Source organism: Aureimonas ureilytica DSM 18598 = NBRC 106430 (assembly GCF_000382705.1).
In the GTDB taxonomy this organism is placed as follows: Bacteria; Pseudomonadota; Alphaproteobacteria; order Rhizobiales; family Rhizobiaceae; genus Aureimonas; species Aureimonas ureilytica.
Genome location: NZ_ARQE01000004.1, coordinates 396,155 through 422,749 on the forward strand (window position 1 = coordinate 396,155; position 26,595 = coordinate 422,749).

At 69.6% G+C, this 26,595-nt stretch carries 21 protein-coding genes; 5 read left to right on the top strand and 16 right to left on the bottom strand.

Going from position 1 to position 26,595, the window contains the following annotated elements:
* Positions 1-67: 67 nt before the first annotated feature.
* Together mutL and B146_RS0111880 are read left to right on the top strand one after the other, a co-directional pair.
* Positions 68-2,008: a DNA mismatch repair endonuclease MutL gene (gene mutL / locus B146_RS0111875; protein WP_019996665.1), complete on the top strand. Its 1,941-nt coding sequence runs from the start codon at positions 68-70 to the stop codon at positions 2,006-2,008.
* A 136-nt stretch (positions 2,009-2,144) separates the two neighbouring features.
* Positions 2,145-2,366: a DUF2093 domain-containing protein gene (locus tag B146_RS0111880; RefSeq protein ID WP_026358556.1), complete on the top strand. Its 222-nt coding sequence runs from the start codon at positions 2,145-2,147 to the stop codon at positions 2,364-2,366.
* Between the two features lie 42 nt (positions 2,367-2,408).
* Here B146_RS0111880 and lpxK read toward each other — a convergent pair whose 3' ends face one another.
* The 6 genes from lpxK to B146_RS0111910 form a co-directional block, all read right to left on the bottom strand.
* Complete coding sequence (lpxK, locus tag B146_RS0111885; RefSeq protein WP_019996667.1) at positions 2,409-3,434, bottom strand: tetraacyldisaccharide 4'-kinase; 1,026 nt, start codon at positions 3,432-3,434, stop codon at positions 2,409-2,411.
* A 2-nt stretch (positions 3,435-3,436) separates the two neighbouring features.
* Complete coding sequence (gene waaA / locus B146_RS0111890; protein ID WP_019996668.1) at positions 3,437-4,750, bottom strand: lipid IV(A) 3-deoxy-D-manno-octulosonic acid transferase; 1,314 nt, start codon at positions 4,748-4,750, stop codon at positions 3,437-3,439.
* On the bottom strand, positions 4,747-5,556 hold the full coding sequence (locus tag B146_RS0111895; protein WP_019996669.1) for a lysophospholipid acyltransferase family protein: 810 nt from the start codon (positions 5,554-5,556) through the stop codon (positions 4,747-4,749). Before B146_RS0111895 ends, waaA begins: the two co-directional genes overlap by 4 nt.
* Positions 5,553-5,789 (bottom strand): DUF4170 domain-containing protein, encoded by a 237-nt coding sequence (locus B146_RS0111900; protein ID WP_019996670.1) that lies wholly within the window; start codon positions 5,787-5,789, stop codon positions 5,553-5,555. The genes B146_RS0111895 and B146_RS0111900 overlap by 4 nt, the downstream gene beginning before the upstream one ends.
* Positions 5,790-5,861: 72 nt before the next feature.
* The gene (locus B146_RS0111905; RefSeq protein ID WP_019996671.1) at positions 5,862-6,647 is read right to left on the bottom strand and encodes a 3'(2'),5'-bisphosphate nucleotidase CysQ; all 786 of its coding nucleotides are present in this window, start codon (positions 6,645-6,647) and stop codon (positions 5,862-5,864) included.
* A 4-nt stretch (positions 6,648-6,651) separates the two neighbouring features.
* Positions 6,652-7,989, bottom strand: coding sequence for a TldD/PmbA family protein (locus tag B146_RS0111910; RefSeq protein WP_019996672.1), 1,338 nt, complete (start codon positions 7,987-7,989; stop codon positions 6,652-6,654).
* Between the two features lie 92 nt (positions 7,990-8,081).
* Here B146_RS0111910 and B146_RS25850 point away from each other — a divergent pair, with 92 nt between their 5' ends.
* A complete protein-coding gene (locus tag B146_RS25850; RefSeq protein ID WP_019996673.1) occupies positions 8,082-9,938 on the top strand; it encodes a monovalent cation:proton antiporter-2 (CPA2) family protein in 1,857 nt (618 codons plus the stop codon).
* An 84-nt stretch (positions 9,939-10,022) separates the two neighbouring features.
* Positions 10,023-11,060: a DNA topoisomerase IB gene (locus tag B146_RS0111920; RefSeq protein WP_019996674.1), complete on the top strand. Its 1,038-nt coding sequence runs from the start codon at positions 10,023-10,025 to the stop codon at positions 11,058-11,060.
* Positions 11,061-11,123: 63 nt separating this feature from the next.
* Here B146_RS0111920 and B146_RS0111925 read toward each other — a convergent pair whose 3' ends face one another.
* The 5 genes from B146_RS0111925 to B146_RS25855 form a co-directional block, all read right to left on the bottom strand.
* The gene (locus B146_RS0111925; protein WP_026358557.1) at positions 11,124-11,999 is read right to left on the bottom strand and encodes a patatin-like phospholipase family protein; all 876 of its coding nucleotides are present in this window, start codon (positions 11,997-11,999) and stop codon (positions 11,124-11,126) included.
* Positions 12,000-12,082: 83 nt separating this feature from the next.
* Positions 12,083-13,414: a M16 family metallopeptidase gene (locus B146_RS0111930; protein WP_019996676.1), complete on the bottom strand. Its 1,332-nt coding sequence runs from the start codon at positions 13,412-13,414 to the stop codon at positions 12,083-12,085.
* Between the two features lie 23 nt (positions 13,415-13,437).
* Positions 13,438-14,964 (bottom strand): M16 family metallopeptidase, encoded by a 1,527-nt coding sequence (locus B146_RS0111935; RefSeq protein ID WP_019996677.1) that lies wholly within the window; start codon positions 14,962-14,964, stop codon positions 13,438-13,440.
* Between the two features lie 205 nt (positions 14,965-15,169).
* Positions 15,170-15,730: a 16S rRNA (guanine(966)-N(2))-methyltransferase RsmD gene (rsmD, locus tag B146_RS0111940; protein ID WP_026358558.1), complete on the bottom strand. Its 561-nt coding sequence runs from the start codon at positions 15,728-15,730 to the stop codon at positions 15,170-15,172.
* Positions 15,731-15,742: 12 nt separating this feature from the next.
* Positions 15,743-17,293 (bottom strand): pseudouridine synthase, encoded by a 1,551-nt coding sequence (locus B146_RS25855; RefSeq protein ID WP_409359846.1) that lies wholly within the window; start codon positions 17,291-17,293, stop codon positions 15,743-15,745.
* An 810-nt stretch (positions 17,294-18,103) separates the two neighbouring features.
* On the opposite strand from B146_RS25855, the gene B146_RS0111950 reads away from it, so the two are divergent.
* Complete coding sequence (locus B146_RS0111950) at positions 18,104-18,532, top strand: nucleoside deaminase (RefSeq protein ID WP_019996680.1); 429 nt, start codon at positions 18,104-18,106, stop codon at positions 18,530-18,532.
* 13 nt (positions 18,533-18,545) lie between these two features.
* On the opposite strand, the gene B146_RS0111955 is transcribed toward B146_RS0111950, so the two are convergent.
* The 5 genes from B146_RS0111955 to B146_RS25860 form a co-directional block, all read right to left on the bottom strand.
* Positions 18,546-19,190 (bottom strand): hypothetical protein, encoded by a 645-nt coding sequence (locus B146_RS0111955; protein WP_019996681.1) that lies wholly within the window; start codon positions 19,188-19,190, stop codon positions 18,546-18,548.
* Between the two features lie 160 nt (positions 19,191-19,350).
* A complete protein-coding gene (gene ileS / locus B146_RS0111960) occupies positions 19,351-22,410 on the bottom strand; it encodes an isoleucine--tRNA ligase (RefSeq protein WP_019996682.1) in 3,060 nt (1,019 codons plus the stop codon).
* Between the two features lie 243 nt (positions 22,411-22,653).
* Positions 22,654-23,643 (bottom strand): bifunctional riboflavin kinase/FAD synthetase, encoded by a 990-nt coding sequence (locus B146_RS0111965; RefSeq protein WP_019996683.1) that lies wholly within the window; start codon positions 23,641-23,643, stop codon positions 22,654-22,656.
* A 1-nt stretch (position 23,644) separates the two neighbouring features.
* Positions 23,645-24,484 (bottom strand): TIGR01459 family HAD-type hydrolase, encoded by an 840-nt coding sequence (locus B146_RS0111970; RefSeq protein WP_019996684.1) that lies wholly within the window; start codon positions 24,482-24,484, stop codon positions 23,645-23,647.
* Positions 24,485-24,577: 93 nt separating this feature from the next.
* Entirely contained in the window at positions 24,578-26,413 is a 1,836-nt protein-coding gene (locus B146_RS25860; RefSeq protein WP_162141941.1) for a pilus assembly protein, read from the bottom strand.
* Between the last annotated feature and the right edge of the window lie 182 nt (positions 26,414-26,595).

A 26,595-nucleotide genomic window follows, 5' to 3' on the forward strand; every position in this document is an offset into this window, starting at 1 on the left:
GCCCCTTTGCGCCGGGGGGCCCGAGCGCCTACATCGGATCGATCCGCCCTTCGGAACCGCGTGCCCCATGCCGATCCAGCTCCTGCCCGAAACGCTCATCGACCAGATCGCCGCCGGCGAGGTGGTCGAGCGGCCGGCGAGCGTCGTGAAGGAGCTTCTGGAAAACGCGCTGGACGCCGGCGCGCGGCGCGTCGAGATCGTCACGGCGGGCGGCGGCAAGAGCCTGCTTCGCATCAGCGACGACGGCTGCGGCATTCCCTCTGCCGAACTCCCGCTCGCCATCCGCCGCCATTGCACCTCCAAGATGGAGGGCGGTCTCGACGCGATCGACACGCTCGGCTTTCGCGGCGAGGCGCTGCCCTCGATCGGCTCGGTGGCGCGGCTGACCCTGCGGTCCCGCGCGCGCGGCGCGGAGGGCGCGCATGAAATCCGCGTTGACAACGGCGTGCAGGACGGCCCGCGCCCGGCACCCCTGTCGGTCGGCACGATGGTCGAGGTGCGCGATCTCTTTCACTGCGTGCCCGCGCGGCTGAAGTTTCTCAAAAGCGACCGCGCGGAAGCCGCAGCCATCACCGAGACGGTCAAGCGCATCGCCATCGCCTTTCCGGCCGTGCGCTTCGAGCTGGCCGGCGAGGACCGCACCGAGACGGTGCTCGCCGCCGGCAGCCCGCAGGCGCGCATCGCGCAGATCGTCGGCACGGAATTCACCGAGAACGCGGTGGAGCTCGATGCCCTGCGCGAGGGCGTCCGGCTCACCGGCTGGGCGGGCCTGCCGACCTATCATCGTGGCAATGCGCAGCATCAATATGCCTATGTGAACGGGCGGCCGGTGCGCGACAAGATGATCCTCTCGGCCATTCGCGGCGCCTATGTCGACTTCGTGCCGCGCGACCGCTGCCCGGTCTGCGTCCTCTTTCTCGACGTCGATCCGCGCGACGTCGATGTGAACGTTCATCCCGCCAAGGCGGATGTGCGCTTTCGCGACCCGGCGCTGGTGCGCGGCCTCATCGTCGGGGCGATCCGGCAGGCGCTCGGCGGCATGAGCCTGCGTGCCTCGACGGAAGGCGCCGAGGGGCTGATGGCGCGCTTTCGCCCCGGCGGCATGGGCGGCGGCATGGCCGAAGGCCCCGGCCCCGGCGCGACGGACGCCCCCTTCCCCGCCGCCGGGCCGGGCGCCTCTCCCGCCTTCGCCCCGCGTCCCGCCGCTCTGCAAGCCGGCATCGGCGCGCGCGCGGCCTCCGTCGTTCTCGGCCGCCGCTCGGGCGGGTTCCGCGAGCGGAGCGAGGCGCCTTTCGACGCCGGGACGAGCTTCTTCCGACCGCTGGAAACGCCTGCCACCCCGCGCGAGCCTGCGCCGCGCATGAGCGGCTTCGAGCCGCAGGCGCGCCCGGTGCGCGAGAGCGAACAGGCCCCGGCGCCGGCCAGCGCCGAGTTTCCGCTCGGCGCGGCGCGGGCGCAGATCGACAAGGCCTTCATCGTCGCCGAAACGACCGACAGCCTGGTGATCGTCGACCAGCACGCCGCGCATGAGCGGCTGGTCTACGAGGCGCTGAAACACGCGCTTCATGCCGACGCCATCCCCGCGCAGATGCTGCTCATCCCCGATGTCGTGGACTGTTCCGAAAGCGAGGCCGAGCGGCTATCAGAGGAAGCCGAGACGCTGTCGCGCTTCGGCCTTGTGATCGAGCGTTTCGGCCCCGGCGCGATCATGGTGCGCGGCACGCCGGCGATTCTCGGCGAAGTCGATGCCAAGGCGCTCCTGCGCGATCTCGCGGACGAACTCTTCGAGGGCGGTCAGGTCGGCCTCAAGGCGCGGATCGACCATGTGGCGGCGACCATGGCCTGCCATGGCTCGGTGCGCTCGGGGCGAAGGCTCCAGCCGGCCGAGATGAACGCACTCCTGCGCCAGATGGAACGCACGCCGGGCTCGGGCCAGTGCAATCACGGGCGGCCGACCTTCATCGAACTGAAGCTCGCCGATATCGAGCGCCTGTTCGGCCGGCGTTGACATCGGCCCGCATCAGGCCGAACACAGTTTCATGACGCCCGGCCGACGGCCGGACCCGCATTGACGATGTTGCCGCATTTTCGAGGGCCAAGCGTGTCCGCTTTGCCGGGAAATGCTCCAGACCATGGACCACAGAATGATGAACCGGATGGACAGCGGCGGCGAGGCCAAGCTGCATTATGGCGACGGCGATTTCGAGGTCGTGCGCCCCGGCGCCTTCGTGCGCTGCGCGGTGACGGGCGAGCCGATCGCGCTCGATCTCCTGCGGTACTGGAATGTCGAGCGTCAGGAAGCCTATCGCGACGCGGGCGCCTCGCTCCAGCGCGAACTCGACCTCGCCCCGCAGCGTCGCAAGTAGGCGTCAGCGCCGACGCTCGACGTCAGCGCCGCTCGAAACGCGTCAGCCCCGCTCGAAACGCTCGAGCGCTTTGGAAAGCAGCGCCTCGGCCGCGCCGGGCTCGGCCCATTCCAGCTCGACCTCCAGCACGCGGGCGAGGCGGTTCAGGCCGCGCATCGGGCCGCCCTCGCTCCGGCCGAAGCGCGCCCGGTCCTTGGCCGTGGTGACAAGGTCGAGACCGAGACTGTCGGCCTCGCTCAAGAGCTCCCGCGCCTCGCTTTCGCTGAGCGTGTGATGGTCCGGGAAGGACCGGGCGACGACGATCTCGGCCCCCGCATTGCGCAGCGAGGCGAAGAACTTGCCGGGGTCGGCGATGCCCGCGAAGGCGAGGCAGCGCCGCCCCTGGAACTCCGCCGCGTTGGGCGCAGCCAAACGGGCGCGGTGAACCGGCAGGCCGCTTTCGGCGAGCCTTCTCCCCAGCGCGTCGCCGCGCGGCCCCTCGCCCACCACGAGCAGCGCGTCGGCATGAGCGAGCTGCGTGTCGAGCGGCGCGCGCAAGGGGCCGGCGGGCAGAAGCGCGCCATTGCCGAGCCCGCGCCTCGCATCCACGACGAGAAGAGCCAGATCGAAGCGGAGGCGGGCGCTCTGGAACCCGTCATCCATGACGATCAGATCGCAGCCGGCTTGATTGAGAAGCGCCGCGCCCGCCGCGCGGTCCTTCGCGACGACGGTCGGCGCGAGGCCGGCGAGCAACAGCGGCTCGTCGCCCACGAGATCCGCGTCGTGCCGAGCGGAGTCCACCAGAAGCGCGGCTCTGGCCTGCCCGCCATGGCCGCGCGACAGGAAGCCGGGCCGGCGGCCGATCGCCAGCGCCGCGCGCCCGAGCGCCAGCGCCGTCGGCGTCTTGCCGCCGCCGCCGACCGTCAGATTGCCGACACAGACGACGGGAAGCGGAACGCGCACGCGCGGCCCGCGCTCCAGATTGCGCCGGGACACCGCGCCATAGGCGAGCGAGGGCAGCGTGAGGGCGCGGGACAGGAGGCCCGGCTCGCGCCACCAGAAGCCGGGAGCGGTCCCGAACAAGGGCATTGTCAGCCGCCCCAATCCATGCGGCAGGACAGGCGCAGCGGCAGGAGGAACGGGTCGAGCGCCGCCATGGTGCGCTTCAGCGCGCCGCCCATGTCGGCGACGCTTTCGCGGGCCGCCTCGATCATCTGCCGGCGCGCGGCAGGCCGGTCGAACAGCTCCGACACGGCGGCGCCGAGTTCGGCCTCGTCCTGCACGATCCAGGCCCCGCCCTTGTCGATCAGGCGGTGATAGACCTCGCGGAAATTCTGCACATAGCGGCCCGACAGGATCGCCGTGCCGAGCATGGCGGCTTCCAGCGGGTTCTGCCCGCCCTCGCCGCTGATCGACTTGCCGACAAAGGCGATCTCGCTCAGCCGGGCGTAGAAGCCCATGTCGCCCATCGTGTCGCCGAGAAAGATGTCGGTGGTCGGCAGGGGCAGCTCGCCCCGGCTCCAGCGCGCCACCTGAAGGCCGCGCGCTTCGAGATCGCGCGTGATCGCGTCCGCCCGGTCCACATGGCGCGGCACGATCACGGTGAGCAGCCGGCCGCGCTCCTCGCGCAGGCGCATGTGGATGTTGGCGGCGATCTCCTCCTCGCCCTCATGGGTCGAAAGTGCCGCCCAGACGGGGCGCATCCCGATGCTCCGGCGGGTTTCCTCGAGATCCTCGCGGTTCACCGGCGGCGCGCCGACATCGGCCTTCAGATTGCCGGCGACGGTCACGGCGCGCGCCCCGAGAAGATGGTAGCGCTCGCCGTCGATCTCGGACTGCGCCACCACATGGGCGAGCTTGGAGAGAAGCGCCTCGGCGACGCCCGGCGCCGACTTCCAGCGCTTGAACGAGCGGTCCGACAGGCGCGCATTGACGAGAACCTGCGGAATGCGGCGCGCGGCGAGCTCCGTCATCGTGGTCGGCCAGATCTCGCTTTCGGCGACGATGGCGAGTTCCGGCTGCCAATGGTCGAGAAAGCGCGACACGCAGGGCTTGAGGTCGAGCGGAACATATTGATGGATGACGCGGTCGCCGAGGCGCTCGCGCACCGTGGCGGCCGAGGTCACGGTGCCCGTCGTCATCACCACCGTGATGCCGTCCTCGGCGATCGCCGAGACGACGGGCGCCACCGCCGCGCTCTCGCCCATGGAGGCGGCATGGACCCAGACCAGCGGCACGCCGGGCGGCCGGATTTCGCTCGGCACGCCGTAGCGCTCGCGCCGGCGCTCCTTGTCTTCCTTGCCCTTGGACGCGCGCCAGCTCACATAGGAGCCGACGGCCGGATAGGCGAGCGAGCCGGCGACGCGATAGGCGGTCAAGGCCGCCTTGGCCCATCTGTCGTTCAATGATTCGTCTTTCGGTCCGCCAATTCCGCCGCCCGCCGGTTCGCCCGTTCGATGGCGAGCGTCAGCTGGGCGCGAATCGCCTCCAACTCCTCCGCGCCGGCATCGGACGGAACGAAGATCGGCTCTTCCATGACCACGGCAATGCGGCCGAAGGGCAGCGGAATGGTGGTCTTGTCCCAGGTTTTTTCGAGGACGCGCCGCCGGCTCGTCACCGCCGCGCTCGGCACGATGGGCCGGCCCGACAGGCGGGCGAGCGTGACGATGCCGAGGCCTGCCTCACGCGGGGTGCCCTTCGGCACGTCGGCGATCATGCAGATGCCGAACCCCTCGTCGAGCGCGCGTTTCATGCGCAGCAGCGCGCGCACGCCGCCCTTTTCGGACGCCGCCTCGCGCACCCGCCCGCCCGAGCCGCGCACCGTCTCGATGCCGAAACGCTCCACCACGGCGGCGTTGATCTCGGCATCGGCGCTGCGCGACAGGAGCGCCAGATAAGGCAACTCGCGCGGCCGGAAGAAGGGCGCGAGGAGATGCTGCCCATGCCAGAGCGCCACGATCGCGGGATGCCGCGCATGGAGGATCGCGCGGAAGTCGCTCGAGCCCTCCGCCTCGCGCTGCGAGGCGCGAAGCCCGCGCAGGGCCTCGAAGATCAGGCGTCCGACGAGGCGCACGGCGGCCGGCGAGCGCGAGGCCGCCTTCAGCCGGCGCTGGACGCGCACGCGCCAGCGGCGACGCTTCGGCCGCGCTTCGCCGGATGCGGTTTCGGGCGCGGAAGCGGCCGGCGCCGCCGGGCCTTCGGGCTCGGTCACTGGCCCTGCGGGTCGAGCAGCCGGTGCATGTGGACGATGAAATAGCGCATGGCCGCGTTGTCGACCGTCGACTGCGCCTTGCCGCGCCAGGCGGCGAGCGCCGAGGCGTAGTCCGGGAAGATGCCGACGATATCGAGCTGCGACAGATCGCGGAAATCGACCGTGTCGAGGCTGATCAGTTCGCCGCCGAACACGAGGTGAAGCAGCTGCTTGGGCTTTTCTTCGCTGACCATTCGAACAGTCTCCAGTTTCGCGAGGCGTGGATCGGGTCGATCGCCCGTTCAGGCGCCGGTTCGGGCGCTCATTCAGCCGAGGGCTTCGGCGCCGTAGCCGAGCAGGCGCGCCATCGAGCCATCGGCGCCGGCCACGAGGACGCCATGCCTTTCCGGCGCGGGATTGTAAAGATGCGGCTGTCCGTCGGCGCGCACGAGACGCCCGCCGGCCCGCTCCAGGATCAGATCGCCGGCCGCGATGTCCCAGTCGTTGGCGCGCGCGCCGACCAGCGTTCCGTCGAGCCGGCCGCTCGCGACCATGGCGAGGCGGTAGGCGAGCGAAGGGACGTTCGGGGCGAAATCGATCTCCTCGCTGCGCGGTGCCTCCAGCTTGCGGCGCATGGAATCGGGCATGGACAGAAGCAGCTTGCGCTTGCGCCCGGCGCCGGACACCGCGATCGGCTGGCCGTTCAACGTCGCCGGCCCGTCCTTCGTCGCCGAGAAGACCTCGCCGAGCGCCGGGGCGTCGAGAACGCCGGCGACGGGCCGCCCCGCGCCGATCACGGCGACGGAGATGCACCAGGTCGTCTCGCCCCGCAGAAAGGCGCGCGTCCCGTCGATCGGGTCCACCACGAAGAAGCGCTGCTCGCCCGCATCGGCGGCCTGCGCGGCGGTTTCCTCCGAAATCCAGCCGTAATGCGGCCGCGCCTCCAGAAGCACGCGCCGCAGATGGGCGTCGGCGGCGAAATCCGCCTCCGACACGGGCGAGGAGCCCTTCCACCACACTTCCGGCTCGCGCTTCCAGAAGCCGAGCGCGATGCGCCCGGCCTCGGCGGCGGCGGTTCGGATCAGGGCAAGGTCCTCGTCGGGCGTGAACATGCCGCTAGCGACCCGCCACCGTCATCTCGCCGATGCGCAAGGTCGGCACGGTCAGCGAGAAGCGCGTGTCGCCGTCATTGGCGGGCTCGATCGACCGGAACATGTCGCTCAAATGGCCGGCGATGGTGAATTCCGAGATGGGGCCGGTCAGCTCGCCGTTCTCGATCAGGAAGCCGGACGCGCCGCAGCTGTAGTCGCCGGTCACGAGATTGGCGCCGTGGCCGATCGTTTCGGTGATGTAGAGGCCCTGGCCGGTGTCGCGGATCAGCTCGGCCGGCGTGCGCGCGCCGTGCGTCAGCGTGACATTGGTGGAGGTCGGAGACACGCCGCCGGACGAGCGCGCGGCGCGCCCGTTGGAGCGAAGGCCAAGCTCGCGCGCCGTGGCGCTGTCGAGCGTCCAGTTGCGCAAGATGCCGTTCTCGACCAGCAGGAGGCGCTCGCCGCGCAAGCCTTCGCCGTCGAAGGGGCGCGAGCCCGGCCGGCGCGGCAGGAGCGGATCGTCCACGAGGTCGAGCCCTTCGGGCAGGACCTGTTCGCCCATGCGCTCGCGCAGGAAGCTGGTGCGCCGCGCGATCGAGGCGCCGTTGAGCGCGCCGACCAGCGCGCCGATCAGCGAGCGCGACACGCGCGGATCGAGAACGATCGTGTAGCGCCCGGTCGCGACCTTGGCGGGACGCAGCCGCCGCACGGCCCGCTCGCCGGCGCGACGGCCGATCGTCTCGGGTGCTTCCAGATCGGCAGAATGCAGGCGCGAATCGAAATCATAGTCGCGCTCCATGCCCGTCCCCTCGCCGGCCAGAACGCTGACCGAGCGCGAGAAGCCCGAGCGGCGGCGCGCGCCGGAAAAGCCGGTGGAGGTGACGAGCACGAGGCCGGACGTGCCGAAGCCCGCCGTGGCGCCGCTGGAATTCGACACGCCGGACACGGCGAGCGCCGAAGCTTCCAGCGCCTTGGCTTCCTCGGCGAGACTGTCGCCGGAGGGTTCGGTCGGGTCGAAGAGGTCGAGCCCATCGGCGCCGTCCGAGAAGCGCTCGGGATCGCCGAGCCCGGCATAGGGGTCTTCCGGCGACACGCGCGCCATGGCGACGGCGCGCTCGGCGAGGCGCTCGGGATCGGAGCGCAGGTCCGAGGACACGGTCGCCACGCGCCGGCCGACGAAGACACGCAGCGAGACCTCGTCGCTTTCACTGGATTCCAGCTCCTCCACGCGGCCCATGCGCACCTGCGCGGAGCGCGAGCGCGCGCTCACCACGGCCGCGTCGGCCGCGTCCGCGCCGCTCTTGCGGGCGGCCTCCACGAGCCGGGCGCCGAGGTCCAGGAGGCGCGGGATATCGTCATTCATGGGGGAACCGCCGAAACTTTTGCACTTGCACCATCTATTATGCCATTCGCTGCCTTCAAGCCGACTCGCCCGACATGCCCTGGAGGATTCCCATGGAACAAACCGTCCCGTTGTTTCTGGAAATCCTTCTCATCCTGGGCGGCGGGATCGTGGCCGGCACGCTGTTCAAGCGCATCGGCCTCGGCACGGTTCTGGGCTATCTCTTCGCCGGGATCGTGCTCGGGCCGCTCCTGCGCGTGGTGGAAAGCGGCCAGAACGAGATCCTGCATATCGGCGAACTCGGCGTCGTCTTCCTTTTGTTCATCATCGGGCTCGAACTCAAGCCCTCGCGCCTCTGGTCGCTGCGCCGGCAGATCTTCGGCCTCGGTCTGGCGCAGGTCGTCCTGACCGGCGCGGCGCTGACGCTCGGCCTGTCCTTCCTGTCGCTCGGCTGGGGCGCGGCGGCGGTGATCGGCTTTGGCTTCGCGCTTTCCTCCACGGCCTTCGCCTTGCAGCTTCTGGAGGAAGCGGGTGAACTCAACACGCGCTTCGGCCAGACCTCCTTCTCGGTTCTCCTGTTTCAGGACCTTGCCATCGTGCCGCTTCTAGCGGCGCTGCCGCTTCTGGCGCCGGGCGGGGGCAACGATGCGGGGATCGACCTTCGCGAAGTCGCCATGAGCTTTGCCGCGCTCGGCGCGCTGGTTCTGTCGGGCCGCTATCTCATCAATCCGCTGTTTCGGATTCTCGCCAATTCCGGTGCGCGCGAGGTGATGATCGGCGCGGCGCTCTTCGTGGTTCTGGCCTCGGCGCTCCTGATGGCGCTCGCCGGCTTCTCCATGGCCATGGGCGCCTTCATCGCCGGCGTGCTGCTGGCCGAATCGAACTACCGGCACGAGCTGGAAGCCAATATCGACCCGTTCCGCGGCCTGCTTCTCGGCCTGTTCTTCATCGCCGTCGGCCTGTCGCTCGATCTCGGCGTGATCCGCGACAATTGGTGGATCATTCTTCTGGCCGCGCCCGCCCTCATGCTGGTGAAGGCCGCGATCCTCGCCCCGCTCTGCCTTCTCTTCGGCGAAAGCCGGCAGACGGCGCTGCGCACGGCCCTGATCCTGCCGCAGGGCGGCGAGTTCGCCTTCGTGCTCTTCTCCGCCGCGTCCTCGGCCGCGATCTTCGACGGGCAGATCGGCTCGCTTCTCGTCTCGATCGTCACCCTCTCCATGGCGCTGACGCCGCTCACCGCCTATCTCGGCCGCCGCCTCACCGGCGAGGACGAAGAGCTGGAAGAGCTGGAGGAGGATTTCGCGGGCGCGGGCGCCGGCATCCTGATGATCGGCTTCTCGCGCTTCGGCCAGATGGCCGCGCAGGTGCTCCTGTCGAGCGGACAGGACATGACGATCATCGATTCCTCGGCCGAGCGCATCAAGTCGGCCGGCCGCTTCGGCTTCCGCATCTATTTCGGCTCCGGGCTGCGGCGCGACGTCCTGGCCGCCGCCGGCATCCGGCAGGCCAAGGTCGTGCTGGTCTGCACCAACAAGCCGGAGGTCACCAACGGGATCGTGGATCTGATCCGCTCGGAATTTCCCGACACGCGGCTCTTCGTGCGCTCCTACGACCGCAACCACTCGCTGAGCCTTCGCGAGCGCGGCGTCGCCTTCGAGCTGCGCGAAACGCTGGAATCGGCCCTGCGCTTCGGCGGCGAGACGCTGCGCGAGCTCGGCCTCGACGATGCGCGCGCCCGCGAGATCGTGGACGACGTGCGCCGGCGCGACGCCGAGCGCCTCGCCCTTCAGCAGGCGCGGGGCGCGGGCGTTGGCGGCGGCAGCGTGCTCGCCCCCTCGCGCGTCTCGCCCGAACCGCTCACCCGCCCGCACCGGGCGGACGGCGCCGAGCGCCAGCCGCGCGGTGCTCCGCCCCGCCACCTGCAGGACGCCGCGCTTCGCGAGGAGGCGCAAACCGCGCCCCCGTCCTGATGCCGCAGGGCGGAACTCGGGCCGCGCGGCGGAGTTTTGGCTGACCCGCCGCATTCCCCAGTATCCGCCCCCAGTGTCCGCCTCATGAACAAGCGCCTCGAATTCCACGCCGATCGGCTCGGCCTCGTGATGGTCGATCCCAGCCAGTTCGAAATCGTCCAGCGCCGGCACGGGCGGGGCAACCGCGTCTGCTTCGCCTCGGGCGAGACCGTCACCGACAAGCGCATCAAGGCACGGATCAAGGCGCTGGTGATCCCGCCCGCCTGGTCGGACGTGCGCATCTGCGTCGAGGAGAACGGCCATATCCAGGCGGTCGGGCGCGACGAGAAGGGCCGCATCCAGTATCGCTACCACGACAGCTGGGTCGGCGTGCGCAACGCGGTGAAGACCGAGCGCCTGCTGCGCTTCGGGCGCTCGCTGCCCAAACTCCGCCGCCGCATCCGCAAGGATCTCCGCCGCCGCGAACTGGACCGGCAGACGACATCGGCCGTCGCGGCGCGGCTGATCGACGTCGCGGCCATGCGCCCCGGCCACGAGAAATATGCCGAGGACGGCGGGCGCGGCGTCGCCTCGCTGCGCAAGACCAATCTGCGCCTCGGCAAGAGCCGCGCGACGCTGCGCTTCGTCGGCAAATCCTCCAAGCTGAACCTCGTGGAGATCGAGGATCGCCCGCTCGTGCGCTCGCTCGAAAAGATGCGCGCCCAGAAGGGCAAGCGCCTGTTTCGCTATCGCGGCGAGGACGCCAAGGCGCACGACCTCACAGCGACGCGCCTCAACGACTATCTGAAGGACGCGGCGCGGGCGAAGATTTCGGCCAAGGACTTCCGCACCTTCCACGGCTCGGCCGAGGCGCTGCGCTTCCTGATCGAGGAGGTGAAGCCGGCGGAAGCGGACACCGAGGCCAAGCGCCGCCGGGTCATCGCCAAGGCGATGAAGGCGGTGAGCGAGATGCTGCGCAACACGCCGGCCGTCGCGCGCGCGTCCTACGTCCATCCCGAGATCGTCTCGGCCTTCGAGGAGGAGCGCCTGCCGCGCGATCTCCTGAAAGGACGCTGCCGCGACGGGCTGACCAAGGCGGAAAGCGGCCTCATGCGGTTTCTGGAGGAAACCGCGACGCACTGACCTTGAGAGCCCGGGCCAAAACCTCGCGGGGTCGGCTGGAGGTTTCGGCCCCGGCTCTAAGGCCTATCCGGCAAGGCTCAGCCGCGCTTCCAGCGCCTCGCCAATGCAGCGCTTGGTTTCTTCCCGCACCGGCGCGGTTTCTTCCAGGATCAGCCGGGCGCGCATGAAGTCGAGCACCTTGTAGGTCGAGACCTCCGGCCGGATCAGGACGTCGGGCGCGACGCAGCCGAGCTTGGCGCGGATGATCGCGTGCATCATGAGCTGCGAGGCGCCGAACATCGCCTCCATGGGCGAGGGCAGAACCGAGCCGGAATCCAGCGGCCCGCCGGTGACGTCGGAGGCCACCACGAAATCGGTATGCTCGGCCACGATGTCGAAGGGCAAGGGATTGCTGATGCCGCCGTCGATCAGCACCTCCCCGTCGCGCCGCACGGGCCGGAACACGGCCGGCAGCGCCACCGAGGCGCCGACCGCGCTCGGCAGGTCCCCCTCGCGCAAGGGCCGCTCGCAGCCCGCGAAAAAGCTCGTCGCCATGACGGTGAGCGGCGTGCGAAGCTCTTCGAGCTTTTTCGGCACGGCGTCCGGCAGGAAGACGGAGACGACGCGCTCGGCGTTCAGCTGGCCGAAGCGGAAGCCGCCATCGGCCAGGAATTCGCCGAGGCTGGTCGGTCGCGTGCGCCAGAGCTTGCCGACCACGAGACGGCGATGGGCGAGCGACTGGAGAACGTGGTCCTCGATCTCGAGACCCGTCAGACCCGCCGCGTAGGCCGCGCCGATCAGGGCACCGATCGAGGTTCCCGCGATATGGGCAGGGCGCAGCCCGAGTTCGTCCAGCGCGCGCAGGACATGGATATGGGCGATCCCCCGCGCCCCGCCGCCGCCGAGCGCAAGGCCGAGGCGGGGCGAGGACGAAGGGGAAGCGGCAAGGGGCTGGCTCATGGCGATCGTCGGCTCGGCTCGTGGCGGCGCCTCGAACATGGGACGCCGATGGCCGCTCGCCAAGCCTTCGGAAGGAATGCCGGTCAGCTTCCGGCCGGCCCGACCGTGATGATCGTCGGATCGGCGCTCAGAAGCTCCTTGGCGACCCGCTTGGTGTCGTCCAGCGTGACCGCGTCGATCAAGCCCTGGCGCTTGTCGATATAGTCGACGCCGAGGTCTTCGAGCTGAATGCCGACCAGCGTCGAGGCGATGGCGAGCGACGAGGACAGGTTCTGCACCGCGTAGGAGCCCTTCACGAAGGCCTTGGCCTTGGCGAGCTCCTCGGCGGTCGGGCCGTTCTCGGCCATGCGCTTCAGCTCGGCGCGGATGATCGCGACGCTCTCGTTGGCCTTGTCGGCGCGTGTCGCAGTGGAGCCGGCCAGCATGGCGGCGTGGTCGAAGCTCGAGAGGCCGGTTCCGACGCCATAGGCCAGACCCCGCTTCTCGCGGATTTCCTGGTAAAGGCGCGACGAGAACGTGCCGCCACCCAGCACATGGTTCACGAGATAGGCGGCGAAGAAGTCCGGGTCCTTGCGCTGGACGCCCGGCAGCGCGAACTGGATCTGCGTCTGCGGCACGTCGAGCGTCACCGCCTCGCTCTTGCCGGCCGCCGGCGTGATGTCCGCGATGTCCGCCAGCTCGGCCTTCTCGCGCAAGGGGCCGAAGGTCTCGTCCAGCCGCCGCTTGAGGGTTTCCGGGCTGATCGCGCCGACGACGCCGACCACGAGATTGTCGCGGCCGAAATGCGTCGAGCGGAAGCTCTTCAGATCGTCGGCCGTGACGGCGGCCAGCGATTCCTGCGTGCCATCGGACGGGCGCGCGTAAGGATGGTCCGGGAACACGGTGCGGCGGAAGGCGCGCGAGGCGAGCGTGCCGGGATCCTGCTCGTTGGCGCGGATATTGGCTGCGATCTGCCCCCGGATGCGCGCCACCGGCTCCTCGTCGAAGCGCGGCTCGTTGAGCGAGAGCTTCAGAAGCTTGAAGGCCTCGTCCTCGTTCTCGACGATGGTGCGGAAATTGCCGGAGAAATTGTCGTAGCCCGCGTCATAGGAGAGCGCGACGCCGAGCTCGTCGAGCTTGGCCTGGAAGGCCTGGCTCGTGATGTCGCCGGCGCCCTCGTCCAGAAGGCCGGACAGGAGATTGGCCGTGCCCTCCTTGCCGGGCGCATCCTGCGTCGAGCCCGCGCCCTTGAAGGCGAAGCGCATGGCGATCAGCGGGTTGGTGTAGTCCTCGACCAGAAGGGCGTGAATGCCGCCGGGGCTGGTCACTTCCTTTATCTCCACCGCCTCGGCGGCGGTGTTGACCGAAAGGAAGCCGGCGGCGGCAAGGCCGAGCATGGCGGCGGCGCGGCGCAGGGGCGCGGTGAAAGCGGTCATGGCTGAAATCCCTCTGCGATACGTCAGGAGCGGGTGTCGCCGGGCACCGGCGCGCCGGCGGTCGGGTCCACCGCGCCGCTGGCGGCGGGCGAGCCTTCCGGCGCCTTGGCTTCGGCGCTGGTCTCGGCCGAGGCCGGCAGGAGCGTGCCGACCACCGCGCGCTTCTTCTGGAGATAGGTGCGCGCGGCCGCGTTCACCTGATCCACGGTCACGGCCTCGATCCGCTCCGGCCAGCTCTCGATCTCGGCGATTGTCTGCCCGGTGGAGAGCGCCGCGCCGTAGCGCCGCGCCATGGCGGCCTGGTTGTCGGCTAGGTAGATCAGCGCCTTGCGCACCCGGTTCTTGGCGGCGTCGAGCTCGGCCTCGGTGACGCCCTCGCGCACGAGCTTGTCCACCTCGGCATCGACGCCCTTCTGCACCTGCTCCAGCGTGGCATCGCCGCGCGGCGTGCCATAGGTCATGAACTGGCCGTCATCGAGCGCGGTGCCCTGGTAATAGGCGCCGGTGCCGGCGGCGATCCCCTGCTCCACCACGAGCGAGCGGTAGAGACGGCTGGTCGCCCCGCCGCCCAGAATGTCGGCCAGAAGATCCAGCGCTTCCGACTCGCCGTCCTTGGCCGTGTTGTCGGAGGGCACGAGATAGGTGGTCTGGACGCTCGGCTGCGTCACGCGCGGGTCCGACAGGGTGACGGTGCGCGCGGCGCGCGGCTCGGGCTCCTGCGGGCGCAGGCGCTCGCCGGGCGCGGCGCGGCGCTTCACCTTGCCGAAGGTCTCCTCGGCCATGGCGCGGACCTGATCGATCGTCACGTCGCCGGCGATCAGCAGCGTCGCGTTGTTGGGCGTGTAATACTTGTCGTAGAAGCGGATCGCGTCCTCGCGCGAGAGCTTCTCCATCTCGTGCCGCCAGCCGATCACCGGAATGCCATAGTGCGAATTCTGGAACAGGGCGGCGTCCACGGCCTCGGACAGCTGCGCGCCCGGATCGTTGTCGATGCGCATCCGGCGCTCTTCCAGGATCACGTCGCGCTCGGGCAGGACGACCTCGTCGGTCAGCACCAGATTTTCCATCCGGTCCGCCTCGAAGCCCATCATCTCCTTCAGCTGCTCCACCGGCACCTGCTGGTAGTAGGCGGTGTAGTCGTAGGAGGTGAAGGCGTTCTCCTCGCCGCCGATCGACGACACGGCGCTGGAGAACTCGCCCTCCTTGTGGGTCTTGGTGCCCTTGAACATGAGATGTTCGAGAAAATGCGCGATGCCGCTGACGCCCGGCGTCTCGTCGGCCGAGCCGACCTTGTACCAGACCATCTGCGTGGCGATCGGCGCACGGTGGTCGGGCAGGACGACGACCTGCAGGCCGTTCTCCAGCGTGAAGCTCTCGATCTTCGGCCGCTTGGCCTCGGCTTCGGCGCTGGTCGTCGTCTGTGTCTGCGCGGTGGGTGCCGGCGCGGCGGGTTGGGGCGCAGGCGCTTGCGCGAAGGCGGGCGTCAGCATGGAGCCGCCCAGAAGAGCGGCAAGGCAGGATGCGCGCAGGCGGCGAAGAGGAGACGTCATGAAAGGGCTGTTCCTCGCGTTCGGGTCTTCGTCGGTCAGGTTGCCGATATGCCCGCTGACAGCAAAAGGCACCAATTACGTTTTTGTAAGGACTGGGCTTTCGGCAAGAGCGGGACGAAACGGCGCGGCCATGGCCGCGCCCGGCTCCAGGTCCTCGCCTTGCCGCCAAAGGGATGGAGGCGGTCTCCGGCCGATGCCCCTGCGCTCAGGCGGCGGCGGGTCGCAGGAAGCGCAGCCGCGTTTCGCCCATGGCGCGCTCGTCCACGAGGCCGAGACCGGCCACCGGCTCGAAGGGCGCGTTCAGGGCTTCTTCCAGAACGACGAGCGCGTCCGGCTTTAGCCAGCCGCCGCCAAGCGCGCCTGCAAGGGCGGCTTCGCCGAGGCGCTTGCCATAGGGCGGGTCGAGAAGAACGAGGTCGAAGGGCTCGATCGTGCCCGCCGGGCCGAGCTTCGTCGCGTCGCGCCGCAGGATCTTGGTGCAGCCACCAAGGCCGAAATTCTCGATATTGGTGCGGATGAGACCGCGCGCCTCGACACCCTCCTCCACGAAGGTGCCGAACCGGCAGCCGCGCGAGATCGCCTCCAGGCCCAGCGCGCCGGTTCCGGCGAAGAGGTCGAGCACCCGCGTTCCGTCGAAGCGGAAGCCGAGCCCGTGCTGGAGAATGTCGAACAGGGCGCCGCGATGGCGCTCCGAGGTCGGGCGGATGCCCTCCCCCTTGGGTGTGGCCAGCGGACGCCCTTTCAGGGCGCCCGCCACGATGCGCATGGCCATGCGGCGTCAGGACCGATCGCCGCGCGGCGGACGACCGCCGCCGCTGCCGCCCGGGCGCGGACCGCGCGGACGATCGCTGCCGCCGGGACGCGAGCCGCCGGCCGGACGTGGCGTGCGCGGCCGGTCGCCGCCGGAGCGCTCGCCCCCGAAAGGCCGGTCGCCACGCGGGCGATCTCCACTCGGGCGCTCGCCGCGCGAGCGATCTCCACCCGGGCGCTCGCCGCGAGGCCGCTCGCTCGCGCCCTCCGCGCGGGGGCGGAAGGTGCGGGGCTTGGCGTCGCGCTCCGCGAGGCGCTCTTCGCGCTCGCGCTTCTTCTTCTCGCCCATGGCGCGGGCGCCGGGCGCCATCCAGACATTGGACGAGCGCTTGGACGGGGCCGCACTCGGGCGGCGGGCCGGACGCTCGCCGGCCTCCGCGCCCTCATTGGGACGCGCGCGGAAGGGCTTGCGCGCACCGTCCCGGTCATCCCGCCCGCGATCGCCTCGATCGCCGCGATCGGCACCCTCGCGGGCCGGGCGGAAGGGGCGCGAGCCCCGCTCGCCATCGCCATCGCGCCCGGTGCGGGGACCGCGCGGCGCGCGCGTGTCCATGCGCGCCAGCGCGTCCTCGCGCTTGGCGGCGCCGAACTTCTTGCGGTTGGGCGTCACGTCGGAGGCCGAGATCCATTCGCGGCCGGCGCGCTTGGGCTTGTCCTGGCCATCCGCCGCGCTGTCGGTCGAGCGGCGTTCGGCGACAACGGGCTTGTTGGAGAAGGGATTGACGATCGGCGCGTCGAAATCGGCGCCCGATTCCTCGATCAGGGTCGGGCCGAGCTGCTCGCGCAGCGTGCGGCCATTGATCTCCTGCACCGCGCCCTCTTCCAGCTCGCCGAGCTGGAAGGGTCCGAAGCTCAGGCGGATCAGGCGGTTCACCTCAAGACCGAGATGGCCGAGCACGCGCTTGACCTCGCGGTTCTTGCCCTCGCGAAGGCCGAGCGTCAGCCAGACATTGGAGCCCTGCTTGCGGTCGAGCGTCGCCTCGATCGCGCCATAGAAGACGCCCTCCACGGCCACGCCGTTGCGCAGCTCGTCGAGCTTGGCCTGGTCGATCTCGCCATGGGCACGCACGCGGTAGCGCCGCATCCAGCCGGTGGCGGGCAGCTCCAGCGTGCGGGCGAGACCGCCATCATTGGTGAGAAGCAGAAGCCCCTCGGTGTTGATGTCGAGCCGGCCGATGGTCAGGACGCGCGGCATGTCCTCCGGCAGGCGGTCGAACACGGTCGGGCGCCCTTCGGGGTCGCGATTGGTGGTGACGAGCCCGGCCGGCTTGTGGAACAGCCACAGGCGGGTGCGCTCGATCGCCGGAAGCGGACGCCCGTCGATCTCGATCCGGTCGCTCATCTTGACGTCGATCGCCGGCGAATCCAGCCGCTTGCCGTTGAGCGTCACGCGGCCGTCGGCGATCATGCCTTCCGCGTCGCGGCGCGAGGCGATGCCGGCGCGCGCCAGACGCTTGGCGATGCGCATCGTGTCGTCGCCGGACGTCGCCGCCGGACGGGGCGAGCGATCCTCGCGCATCGGACGCGCCTCGAAGCGACGCGGGCGCTCGCCGCCGCGATCCTCGCCGGACACGGCGCGCGGCTTGCGGTCGCCGCTGGTGCCATGCGACAGGCGGCCATAGGAGCGGGGCTTGTCGACCTTGCCGCCTTCCCCGCCGCGCACGTTGCCGCCATGGCTGTACATGCCGCGCGAGCGCGGAACGAACGGCTTGTCGCCGCCCTCGCCCCGGCCCTCGCCGCCCTCACGGTTCGCCCGGCCACCCTCGCGCGAGCGGAACGGACGGCCTTCGCCGCCTTCCGAGCGATCGGGCCGGGGACGGAACGGACGATCGCCCCCTTCGGAGCGGGAACGGGGCGCGCCGCCCTCGGAGCGGCCGCGGAACGGCTTGTCACCGCCTTCGGAGCGGGCACGTGGCGCGCGGCCCTCACCGCCTTCGCCGCGCGGGCGGAACGTGCGCTCGCCGCCCTCGCTGCGCGCGCGGGGCGCGCGACCCTCGCCGCCTGGCAAGCGCGAGCGCGCCGGCCGGCCTTCGCCGGCGGCGCCTTCCGGCTTGGCGCGGAAGGGCCGATCGCCCCGCTCTCCCCGTGCGCCCTTGCCGGCCGCGCCCGCCGGCTTGTCGCCGCGCGGTGCGCCCGTCCTGCCGGTGCCCGGCCGTGCGCCCCGTGGGCCGCCCTTGCCGCTGCCGCCGCGCGTGGAACCACCCTTGCCTTTGCCGCCCGAAGGGCCTTGCGTGTCGTCGCTCATCTTTTCGCTATGCCTTGTTTCGCGCGACGCATATCAAAAACCCGTCGTTGAAACGAGGGAAACCGCGTGTCCCGCTTGAGTTCTATGGATGAGGCGTTAATCGAGGCCCGTCTGGCCGCCGGCCGGGACGAGACGCCCGTCGGCGCCGTGATCGTGTTCGAGGACCGGATCATCGCGCGAGCGGGGAATGAAACCCGCGCCCGGCGCGACCCGACCGCCCATGCCGAAGTTCTGGCGATCCGCCGCGCCTGCGAGCTGGTGGGCGAGGAACGCCTGCCCGGCTTCGATCTCTACGTGACGCTGGAGCCCTGCGCCATGTGCGCGGCGGCGATCTCCTTCGCCCGCATCCGGCGGCTGTATTTCGGCGCTCCCGACCCGAAGGGCGGTGCGGTGGAGAACGGGCCGCGCTTCTACGCCCAGCCGACCTGCCACCATGCGCCGGAGGTTTATTCCGGGATCGGCGAACGCGAATCCGCCGACCTGCTTCGCGATTTCTTCCGCGCCCGGCGCTGAGCCGGCGGCGCGATCAGAAGGGCAGAAGGCCCTTCAGCTTGGAGCCGAGCGACGTGTCGCCCTGGGCGCGGCGCGCCTTGACCTCCTCGTCCACGCCCTGGTCGCCGACCGGCGCGGTGGCGGAGGGCTGGCGGTAGGCGAGCGGCGGCTCGGACAGGTACTTGCGCTGGTCCGGGCTGCCCTGGCGGCCGATGCTCTGGCGCTGCTGCGCGGCGACGCGCTGCCCCGCCATGTCCTTCGGGCTCAGCCAGCTATTGTCCTCTTCCTGCCGCGTGCGGAACTTGGCGGCCGGCGTTTCGGCCTCCATGCCTTCCTTCTGCGCGGTCATGAAGCCGACCGGCAGCGGGCCGTCGGAATTGGGCGCGGCGGCCTGAAGGCGCGCGCGGCGCATTTCGGGCGTTTCGGGCAGGTTGGGATCGACGCTCGCCTCGCGCGGCGGCGGCAGCGGTCCGATGGATTTCGGCTTCACCAGCTCGGCGCGCGGCGAATAGTCGACGCGCGGCTTGGAGGAGCCGAGCGTCACGGCGCTGTCGAGATCGTTGAACAGCTGCTGGCCCTGGCTGACGCCGGTGCCATAGGTCGGACCCATGCAGCCGGTCGCGGCAAAGGCGCAGCCCAGAAGAGCGAGAACCCGCAGGCGGGCCGTTGCAGACGTCATGCTGGATTCTTCCCCTCACGCCTCGAGCCGCCCGCCCTCGACAAGCGGCCTCGAAACCTTATTTCGCGCGATCCCACGACATTCCGGCGATTTTGAGAAGCGGCTTTAGCTCAAAGCCGCTTCCCCGTCCAGAAACGTTAAGTTTCTCTCAACGCCTGTTTCAGGCGGCGCTGCGCAGGGCGCCGAGCTCGCGAAGCGCTTGCGCGTCGCGCGGCGTCACGTCCGGGAACTCCGGATCGCTGCCGACCTCGGGCGAGATCTTCCACGAACGCTGGCACTTGCGCCCCTCGGCCCGCGCCGGCACCACGGCGACGCCCGGCGTGTCGGCGAGGCGGAAGGCGCCCTCCGGCCCCGCCCCTTCGCTGAGGGTCAGATCGCTCGTGATCGCGATCTCGGCGAAATCGACGCCGGCCAGAAGCGCGCGCAAAGCCTCGTCCTCGACATGCACCACGGGCGCGGCTTCCAGCGAGGAGCCGATGCGCTTGGCGCGCCGCTCCTCCTCCAGCGCGCCGGTGACGACGCGGCGCACCCGGCGGATCTTCGCCCAGCGCTCTGCGAGCGCGGCGTCCCGCCAGGCGGGGTCGCAGGCGCGGAACTGCTCCAGATGCACCGAGCGGGCGTCCGGATGGCGCGACAGCCAGGCTTCCTCCATCGTGAAGGGCAGGAGCGGCGCCAGCCACGTCACCAGCCGGTCGAACAGGATGCGCACGACCTGGAGCGCGGCCCGGCGACGGGTTGAGGACGGCGCGTCGCAATAAAGCGCGTCCTTGCGGATGTCGAAATAGAAGGCCGAAAGCTCCACCACCATGAAGTCGAGAAGCGTGCGGGCGATGCGCTTGAAGTCGAAGGCGTCATAGGCCTTCAGCACCACGTCCTCGATCTCGCCGAGGCGATGCAGCATCAGGCGCTCCAGCTCCGGCATGTCGGCGAGCGCGACATCCGAGCCGTCGTCATGCGCCAGCGTGCCGAGCATCCAGCGGATCGTGTTGCGCAGCTTGCGGTAGCTGTCGATATTGGTCTGGAGGATCGTCTTGCCGAGGCGCAGGTCTTCCGAATAATCGGACGACACCACCCAGAGGCGCAGGATGTCGGCGCCCGACTGGTTGATCACCTCCTGCGGGGTGACGACATTGCCGAGCGATTTGGACATCTTGCGCCCTTCCTCGTCCATGACGAAGCCGTGCGTCAGCACCGCGTCGTAGGGCGCGCGGCCACGTGTGCCGCAGGCTTCCAGAAGCGAGGAATGGAACCAGCCGCGATGCTGGTCGGAGCCTTCCAGATAGAGATCGGCCGGCCATTTCAGGTCGGGGCGCTTTTCCAGGCAGAAGGCGTGGGTGCTCCCTGAATCGAACCAGACGTCCAGGATGTCGCGCACCATGGTCCATTTCTGGCCGTCATGCTCGTTGCCGAGGAAGCGCTCCTTGGCGCCTTCCGCGAACCAGGCGTCCGCGCCCTCCTGATCGAAGGCCGCGAGGATGCGGGCATTGACCGCCTCGTCTTTGAGGACCTCGCCGTTCTCGTCCACGAAGACGCAGATCGGCACGCCCCAGGCGCGCTGGCGCGACAGGACCCAGTCCGGCCGGTCCGCGATCATGGCGTGGAGGCGGTTCTGCCCGGCGGCCGGGACGAAGCGTGTTTCCGAGATGGCCTTGAGGGCACGTTCGCGCAGCGTGTCCTGCCCGGCCACGGGCTTGTCGGAACCATAGCCGTTCAGGTCCTTGTCCATATGGACGAACCATTGCGGCGTGTTGCGGAAGATCACCGGCTTCTTCGAGCGCCAGGAATGCGGGTAGGAATGCTTCAAGCGCCCGCGCGCCAGGAGATGGCCGACCGCGACCAGCGCGTCCATCACGCGCTTGTTGGCGTCGCCCTTCTTGCCCTTGTCGTCGATGACGCGCGCCGCGCCGCCCTCACTGTCCGGCCCGAAGCCCGGCGCGTCCTTTGTGTAGAAGCCGTCATCGTCCACCGGGAACGGGATCGTGGAGTCGATGCCGCGCGCTTCGAGATCCCGGCGCGAGTTGATCCAGACGTCGAAATCCTCGCGGCCGTGGCTCGGCGCGGTGTGGACGAAGCCGGTGCCGGCATCGTCGGTCACATGATCGCCGGGCAAGAGCGGCACCGCGAACTCGTAACCGCCGGCCAGCCCCTTCAGCGGGTGGTCGCACAGGAGCCCGGCGAGATCGGCGGCGGACACGTCGCGCAAGCGTCGGAAGCCGCCGTCCGGCACGCGCGCCTTCGCGAAGGCGTCGGCGGCCAGCGCATCGGCCAGAACCAGCCGCTCGCCATGGCGCGCCCAGCGCGGGTTCTCGGAATCGTCCGGCGCCGTCACCTCGTAGAGGCCGTAGGCGACGCGATCCGAATAGGCGACGGCGCGGTTGCCGGGGATGGTCCAGGGCGTGGTCGTCCAGATGACGATGCGCGCGCCATCGAGCGGCCCGACCTCGGGCGCGCCGGCCTTGGGAAAGCTCGACAAGGCTCCGCCGAAGGCTGCGGCGTATCCGGTCGCGGCCGGACGCACCGGGAATTTCACCCAGATCGTGTCGGACTCGTGGTCGTGATACTCGACCTCGGCTTCGGCGAGCGCGGTCTTCTCGACCACCGACCACATGACGGGCTTGGAGCCGCGATAAAGCTGGCCGGACATGGCGAATTTCAGGAGTTCGCCGGCGATCACCGACTCGGCCCCGTAATTCATCGTGAGATAGGGGGTCTTGAAGTCGCCCTCGACACCCAGGCGACGGAACTCGCCCGACTGCACGCCGACCCAATGTTCGGCATAGGCGCGGCATTCGCGGCGGAAGGCGAGCATGGCGGCCGAATCGAGAAGGTCGGGCTTGGGCTTGCCCTTGGCGCGGTAGTTCTCTTCCTCGATCTTCCACTCGATCGGCAGGCCGTGACAGTCCCAGCCCGGAACGTAGTTGGAATCGAAGCCGCGCATCTGGAAGGAGCGGGTGATCGCGTCCTTCAGAACCTTGTTCAGCGCATGGCCGATATGGAGATGGCCATTGGCATAGGGCGGGCCGTCATGCAGCACGTATTTCGGACGCCCGGCGGATTCGCGGCGCAGCGTGCCGTAGAGGTCCATCGCGTCCCATTTGGCGATCCACTGCGGCTCGGCCTGCGGCAGGCCGGCGCGCATGGGAAAGGCCGTCTCGGGCAGATACAGGGTCTTGGAATAGTCGGGCGTTTCGGCCGTCGCTTCAGTCTGGGGTCCGGTCATGGGTCCGCTTTCGAACGGGCCTGCATCGGGCAAGGGGCGCCCGGAAAGGCGTGTCTCAACTGGAAAAGTCTCGTGGGAACTCGGCGCCGCCAGGCGGGCCGCTTCAGGCGCATCCCGACCCTCGCCCCCGCCGGTGTCAGCGGGCGGCGCAGGCCGGGCGACTAATTCGCCGGGGAAAACGGGGAGCGTTCGGGTTCCGCATGCGCCCTCTCTATCAACCGCGCCGCGCGGAATAAAGCCCGTTCAAAAGGCGATCGCGGCATCCAGCGCCGAGAGGGGCCGCACCCCGGAGAGAAGCGCCCTCGCCTCCTCGGCATCCACATCCATGCGCCGCACCAGGGCCTCGACGCTGTCGAAGCGCTCCTCGCCCCGGATGAAGCCGAACAGCGAGACGCTGGCGGCCTCGCCATAGAGATCGCCCGAGAAGTCGAAGAGATAGGTCTCGAACAGCGCCGCGCCGTTGTCGAAGGTCGGGCGGCGGCCGAAGCTCGCCACGCCATCGTGCAGCGCGCCGTCCGCCCGGCGCAGGCGCACGGCATAGATGCCATGGGCGAGCACGCAGTCCTCGCCGAGCATCATGTTGGCGGTGGGATAGCCGAGCGTGCGCCCGAGCTTGGCGCCGTGCCCGATCGTGCCCTCGAAGGTCCAGCGATAGCCCAAAAGCCCCGCCGCGGCCGCCACGTCGCCGTTCATCAGGTCCTCGCGAATGCGCGAGGAGGAGACGACGAGCGCCCCCTCGTCGGCAAAGGCTTCCACCGCCGAGACGCCGAAGCCGAGCCGCGCGCCGCTTTCCTTCAGGAAGCGCAGGTCGCCCTGCCGCCGCGCGCCGAAGCGGAAGTCGAAGCCGACCACGACATGCGCGGCGCCGAGATCGCGCGCCAGGGTGTCGGTCACGAAGGCCTCGGCCGGATGGGCCGCGTAGTCGAGATCGAAGCGCTGCTCCACCACGGCCTCGACGCCGAGCGCGCCGAGAAGCCGCGCCTTCAGGGGCGCGGGCGTCAGACGCGAGACCGGCGCCTGCGGGCGGAAGACGCTGCGCGGATGCGGCTCGAAGGTGAGGCAGAGGAGCGGCCGCCCTTCGGCCTCGGCCACCGTGCGCGCCGCCTCGATCACGGCCTGATGGCCACGATGCACGCCGTCGAAATTGCCGATGGCGACGACGCCTCCGCGCAGATGCTCCGGCAGGTCGCCGGCCGAGCCGAAGCGCGCAATCGGCGTCGCGAGCGCGCTCATGTCAGCGCAGGAACGGCTGGACGAAACGGGCCGTCAGCCCCTCGCGCGCCAGCGCCTCGGCAAGGCGCGCGGGATCGTCGCCGGCCTCGGCGAGCGCGTCGCGATGAATGCCGTCGGAAATGAACAGGCAGTCGGCGCCGAGCGTGTTGGCGCCCTTCACGTCGGTGAACATGCCGTCGCCGATGCACAGGATCGGCACGTCGCCTCTGGGCAGGAGCGAGCGCGCGACATCGTAGATCGGCGGATGCGGCTTGCCGGCGAGATGCACCACCTGCCCCCGTTCGGCATAGACCTTGGCGATCGCGCCGGCGCAATAGATCAGCCGCTCGCCGCGATGCACGACGATGTCGGGATTGGCGCAGATCATGGGCAGGTCGCGCGCGGCCAGCCGATCGAGCAGCGCGGCGTAGTCCTCGGGCGTCTCGGCCTCGTCGTCGAAAAGACCGGTGGCGACCACGAGGTCGGCCTGTTCCGGCTCCAGAAGCTCCAGATGCAGCCCGTCGAACAGGTCCTCGTTGCGCTTCGTGCCGATATGGAAGACGCGACGGGAATTGGCCGAGATCAGCGCGCGCGTCGCGTCGCCCGAGGTGACGATCGCGTCATAAGCGTCGCGCGGGACGCCGAGCGCGTCGAGCTGTTCGCGCACGCCCTCGGCCGGGCGCGGCGAGTTGGTGAGGAGAATCACCTGCGCCCCGCCCCGGCGCGCCTCCGCGAGCGCGGCGACCGCCGGCGGGTTCTGCGCCACGCCGTCATGCACCACGCCCCACACGTCGCAGAACACGGCGCCGTAGCGGCCCGACACGTCGGTCAGCCGATCGATCGCTTCCAGTGTCTGCCCCATATGCGCTCTCGCTTTTCGCCCGTGTCCTGCGCCCCCGCGATATCGGAGCGGCCGGGGACGGGTCAAGGCGGCCCGTTGCCCCGCCCGCCGCGCTCAGCGCGCGATGCGCAGGTTGGTCAGCGACGCCATGATATCGCTGAACGCCGTTTCGAGATCCTTGGCGTTGGAGGCGCTGTAGAAATACTTGCCCTTGTCGCGATACGGCAGGCTCGTGTTGCGCAGATCGTTGAGCTTGTAGGAGGCGCAGCCCTGCAGAAGACCGTTGACCATGGTCCGGTACTGAAGCGGGATGTCGAAGGCGATCGTGTAGATCAGGATTCCGTCGCGCGACACCGGCCCCCGCTCGTCCTTCAGCTGCGCGCCCGAACCGTCCTTCAGCTTGATCCGGCCGTCGCCCTTGGCGTTCTCGCAGATGGCCGCCAGCCGCCCGTTGAGGGCCGCCGTGTAGTTCGCGTCGGTCGTCGCCGTCGAGACTCCGGCCTTGTAGTCGAACAGGCGCGGAACGCCCGGGCTGGGCCGGCCGGGTTCGTCGTAGCCGGTGTAGCCATAGGCGCCAAAGGCCGAAACGGCTGGACTGTAGGAGTTGTAATAGGTGTTCTGACCGTCGGTCATGACGATCATCGCCTTGATGTTGTTCTCTTCTCCCGCCGCGCGCCCTTCCGTGAAGGGTTCGTTCTTCGACAGAACCTTCCAGCCCCATTCGACGCCCTGCGGCACGTTGGTGGCGCCGCTCGCCGTCAGATTTCGCACGGCCCCGAGTGCCTTGGATTTATCCTTGGTCAGAGGGGTCAGCGATGGCGAATCACACATGAAACTCGGCGAGTTGATGTAGTTCGCACCCAACCTGCCGTGCGACTGAACGTTGAGGAAGTATTTTCCAACCTTTCGGGTTTTTTCTTCATACGATGGATTGCTCCAAAGGCCACCGACTCCGTCCCGCACGTAGCTGTTGCGAAAACTATATGGAGAATCGTCCGGCTCGTCTGGCGCAAAGAAGGGAACATACAGCGTCGTGGGGTCGAGTTCGGTGGGCGGCGTATCCAGAAGGGCATGTTTCGCAGGTCGCGATTCCACGCAGCCGCGATAGGCCCAGTCGGCGTTCTTCGAGCCGAGCGAGGCGTAGATGAGCTGGCGTGTTCGAATGACCCCCGGAGCCATGCCTGGCAGAAGATCGGAACCGCCCCAACTCAGATTCTCGTGGTGGATCGGCGACAGGCCCTTGGGGTCCATCCACCAGTCGTTGAGATGCTCCGGCCCGACATTCACCCCGCCCGAGAACGGCACGATGCCGACGCGCACGGGGTCTTCCGAGCCGGAGGGGCCGCCCGAGCCGAAGATCGTGTTGATCGCCTTCGTCGCCTGCGTGCGCAGGGTCGCGATCTTGGCCTCGCCGCCGGCGGCCGGGCTGTCGCCCATCGAACCCGACGTATCCAGAACGAAAGCCACCTCGACCGTGGTCGAGCCGACCGCGACGACGCTCTGCATCTGCGAGCAGTCCGATCCCTTCAATCCGGGAAAGGAGATCCGCAGCGCGGAGAGGAAGAACGGGTCGTAGCTGGAACAGGCGGAAATGCGCAGCTCGCGCGTGCCCCCCGGCGTCCACTCCGTTCCCTCGTATTTCAGGACGCTGGTGGTGCGGGTGAGCCCTTGGGTGTTGGCGCTGAAGACGCTTTGCGCGTAGCGCTGCAGCTCGGCCGCGTCCGGGGTCAGGGCGAACTGCTTGGCGGCCGCCAGCGCCGCCGCGTCCGCCGCGCTCTGCACCGCCGTCCGGTCCCTATAGAAGAGGCTGATATCGGCGACGGCGGCGATCGACATAAGGAGCGGCACGAAGACCACGGCCGTGACGATGGCGAAATTGCCGCCCCGATCCGCTCGGAAGCGGCGCGCGGCGCCGAGCGCGCTTTTCGACGAATGCGACGAACGATCCATGCGACTCCGATCGTTGGCCGCGCGCATTCCTTCCGGCGCGACCCTCCCTCACCCGATTTATGGGCCGGGAATCTTTCGAAACCTCTGCCGCAATCGGTCGAACTCGCCGCGTTCACCATATCGGTTACAGTCGCGCGACCCGACCGCTTTGCCGTTGCGTCCGCCTTGACAGTGCCGTACCC

What these genes read in the sequence shown, in the direction of transcription:
- mutL (WP_019996665.1), top strand. Translation starts at nt 68, where the DNA reads ATGCCGATCCAGCTCCTGCCCGAAACGCTCATCGACCAGATCGCCGCC.
- B146_RS0111880 (WP_026358556.1), top strand. Translation starts at nt 2,145, where the DNA reads ATGATGAACCGGATGGACAGCGGCGGCGAGGCCAAGCTGCATTATGGC.
- lpxK (WP_019996667.1), bottom strand. Translation starts at nt 3,434, where the DNA reads ATGCCCTTGTTCGGGACCGCTCCCGGCTTCTGGTGGCGCGAGCCGGGC.
- B146_RS0111900 (WP_019996670.1), bottom strand. Translation starts at nt 5,789, where the DNA reads ATGGTCAGCGAAGAAAAGCCCAAGCAGCTGCTTCACCTCGTGTTCGGC.
- B146_RS0111905 (WP_019996671.1), bottom strand. Translation starts at nt 6,647, where the DNA reads ATGTTCACGCCCGACGAGGACCTTGCCCTGATCCGAACCGCCGCCGCC.
- B146_RS0111910 (WP_019996672.1), bottom strand. Translation starts at nt 7,989, where the DNA reads ATGAATGACGATATCCCGCGCCTCCTGGACCTCGGCGCCCGGCTCGTG.
- B146_RS25850 (WP_019996673.1), top strand. Translation starts at nt 8,082, where the DNA reads ATGGAACAAACCGTCCCGTTGTTTCTGGAAATCCTTCTCATCCTGGGC.
- B146_RS0111920 (WP_019996674.1), top strand. Translation starts at nt 10,023, where the DNA reads ATGAACAAGCGCCTCGAATTCCACGCCGATCGGCTCGGCCTCGTGATG.
- B146_RS0111925 (WP_026358557.1), bottom strand. Translation starts at nt 11,999, where the DNA reads ATGAGCCAGCCCCTTGCCGCTTCCCCTTCGTCCTCGCCCCGCCTCGGC.
- B146_RS0111930 (WP_019996676.1), bottom strand. Translation starts at nt 13,414, where the DNA reads ATGACCGCTTTCACCGCGCCCCTGCGCCGCGCCGCCGCCATGCTCGGC.
- B146_RS0111935 (WP_019996677.1), bottom strand. Translation starts at nt 14,964, where the DNA reads ATGACGTCTCCTCTTCGCCGCCTGCGCGCATCCTGCCTTGCCGCTCTT.
- rsmD (WP_026358558.1), bottom strand. Translation starts at nt 15,730, where the DNA reads ATGCGCATCGTGGCGGGCGCCCTGAAAGGGCGTCCGCTGGCCACACCC.
- B146_RS25855 (WP_409359846.1), bottom strand. Translation starts at nt 17,293, where the DNA reads ATGCGCGAGGATCGCTCGCCCCGTCCGGCGGCGACGTCCGGCGACGAC.
- B146_RS0111950 (WP_019996680.1), top strand. Translation starts at nt 18,104, where the DNA reads ATGGATGAGGCGTTAATCGAGGCCCGTCTGGCCGCCGGCCGGGACGAG.
- B146_RS0111955 (WP_019996681.1), bottom strand. Translation starts at nt 19,190, where the DNA reads ATGACGTCTGCAACGGCCCGCCTGCGGGTTCTCGCTCTTCTGGGCTGC.
- ileS (WP_019996682.1), bottom strand. Translation starts at nt 22,410, where the DNA reads ATGACCGGACCCCAGACTGAAGCGACGGCCGAAACGCCCGACTATTCC.
- B146_RS0111965 (WP_019996683.1), bottom strand. Translation starts at nt 23,643, where the DNA reads ATGAGCGCGCTCGCGACGCCGATTGCGCGCTTCGGCTCGGCCGGCGAC.
- B146_RS0111970 (WP_019996684.1), bottom strand. Translation starts at nt 24,484, where the DNA reads ATGGGGCAGACACTGGAAGCGATCGATCGGCTGACCGACGTGTCGGGC.
- B146_RS25860 (WP_162141941.1), bottom strand. Translation starts at nt 26,413, where the DNA reads ATGGATCGTTCGTCGCATTCGTCGAAAAGCGCGCTCGGCGCCGCGCGC.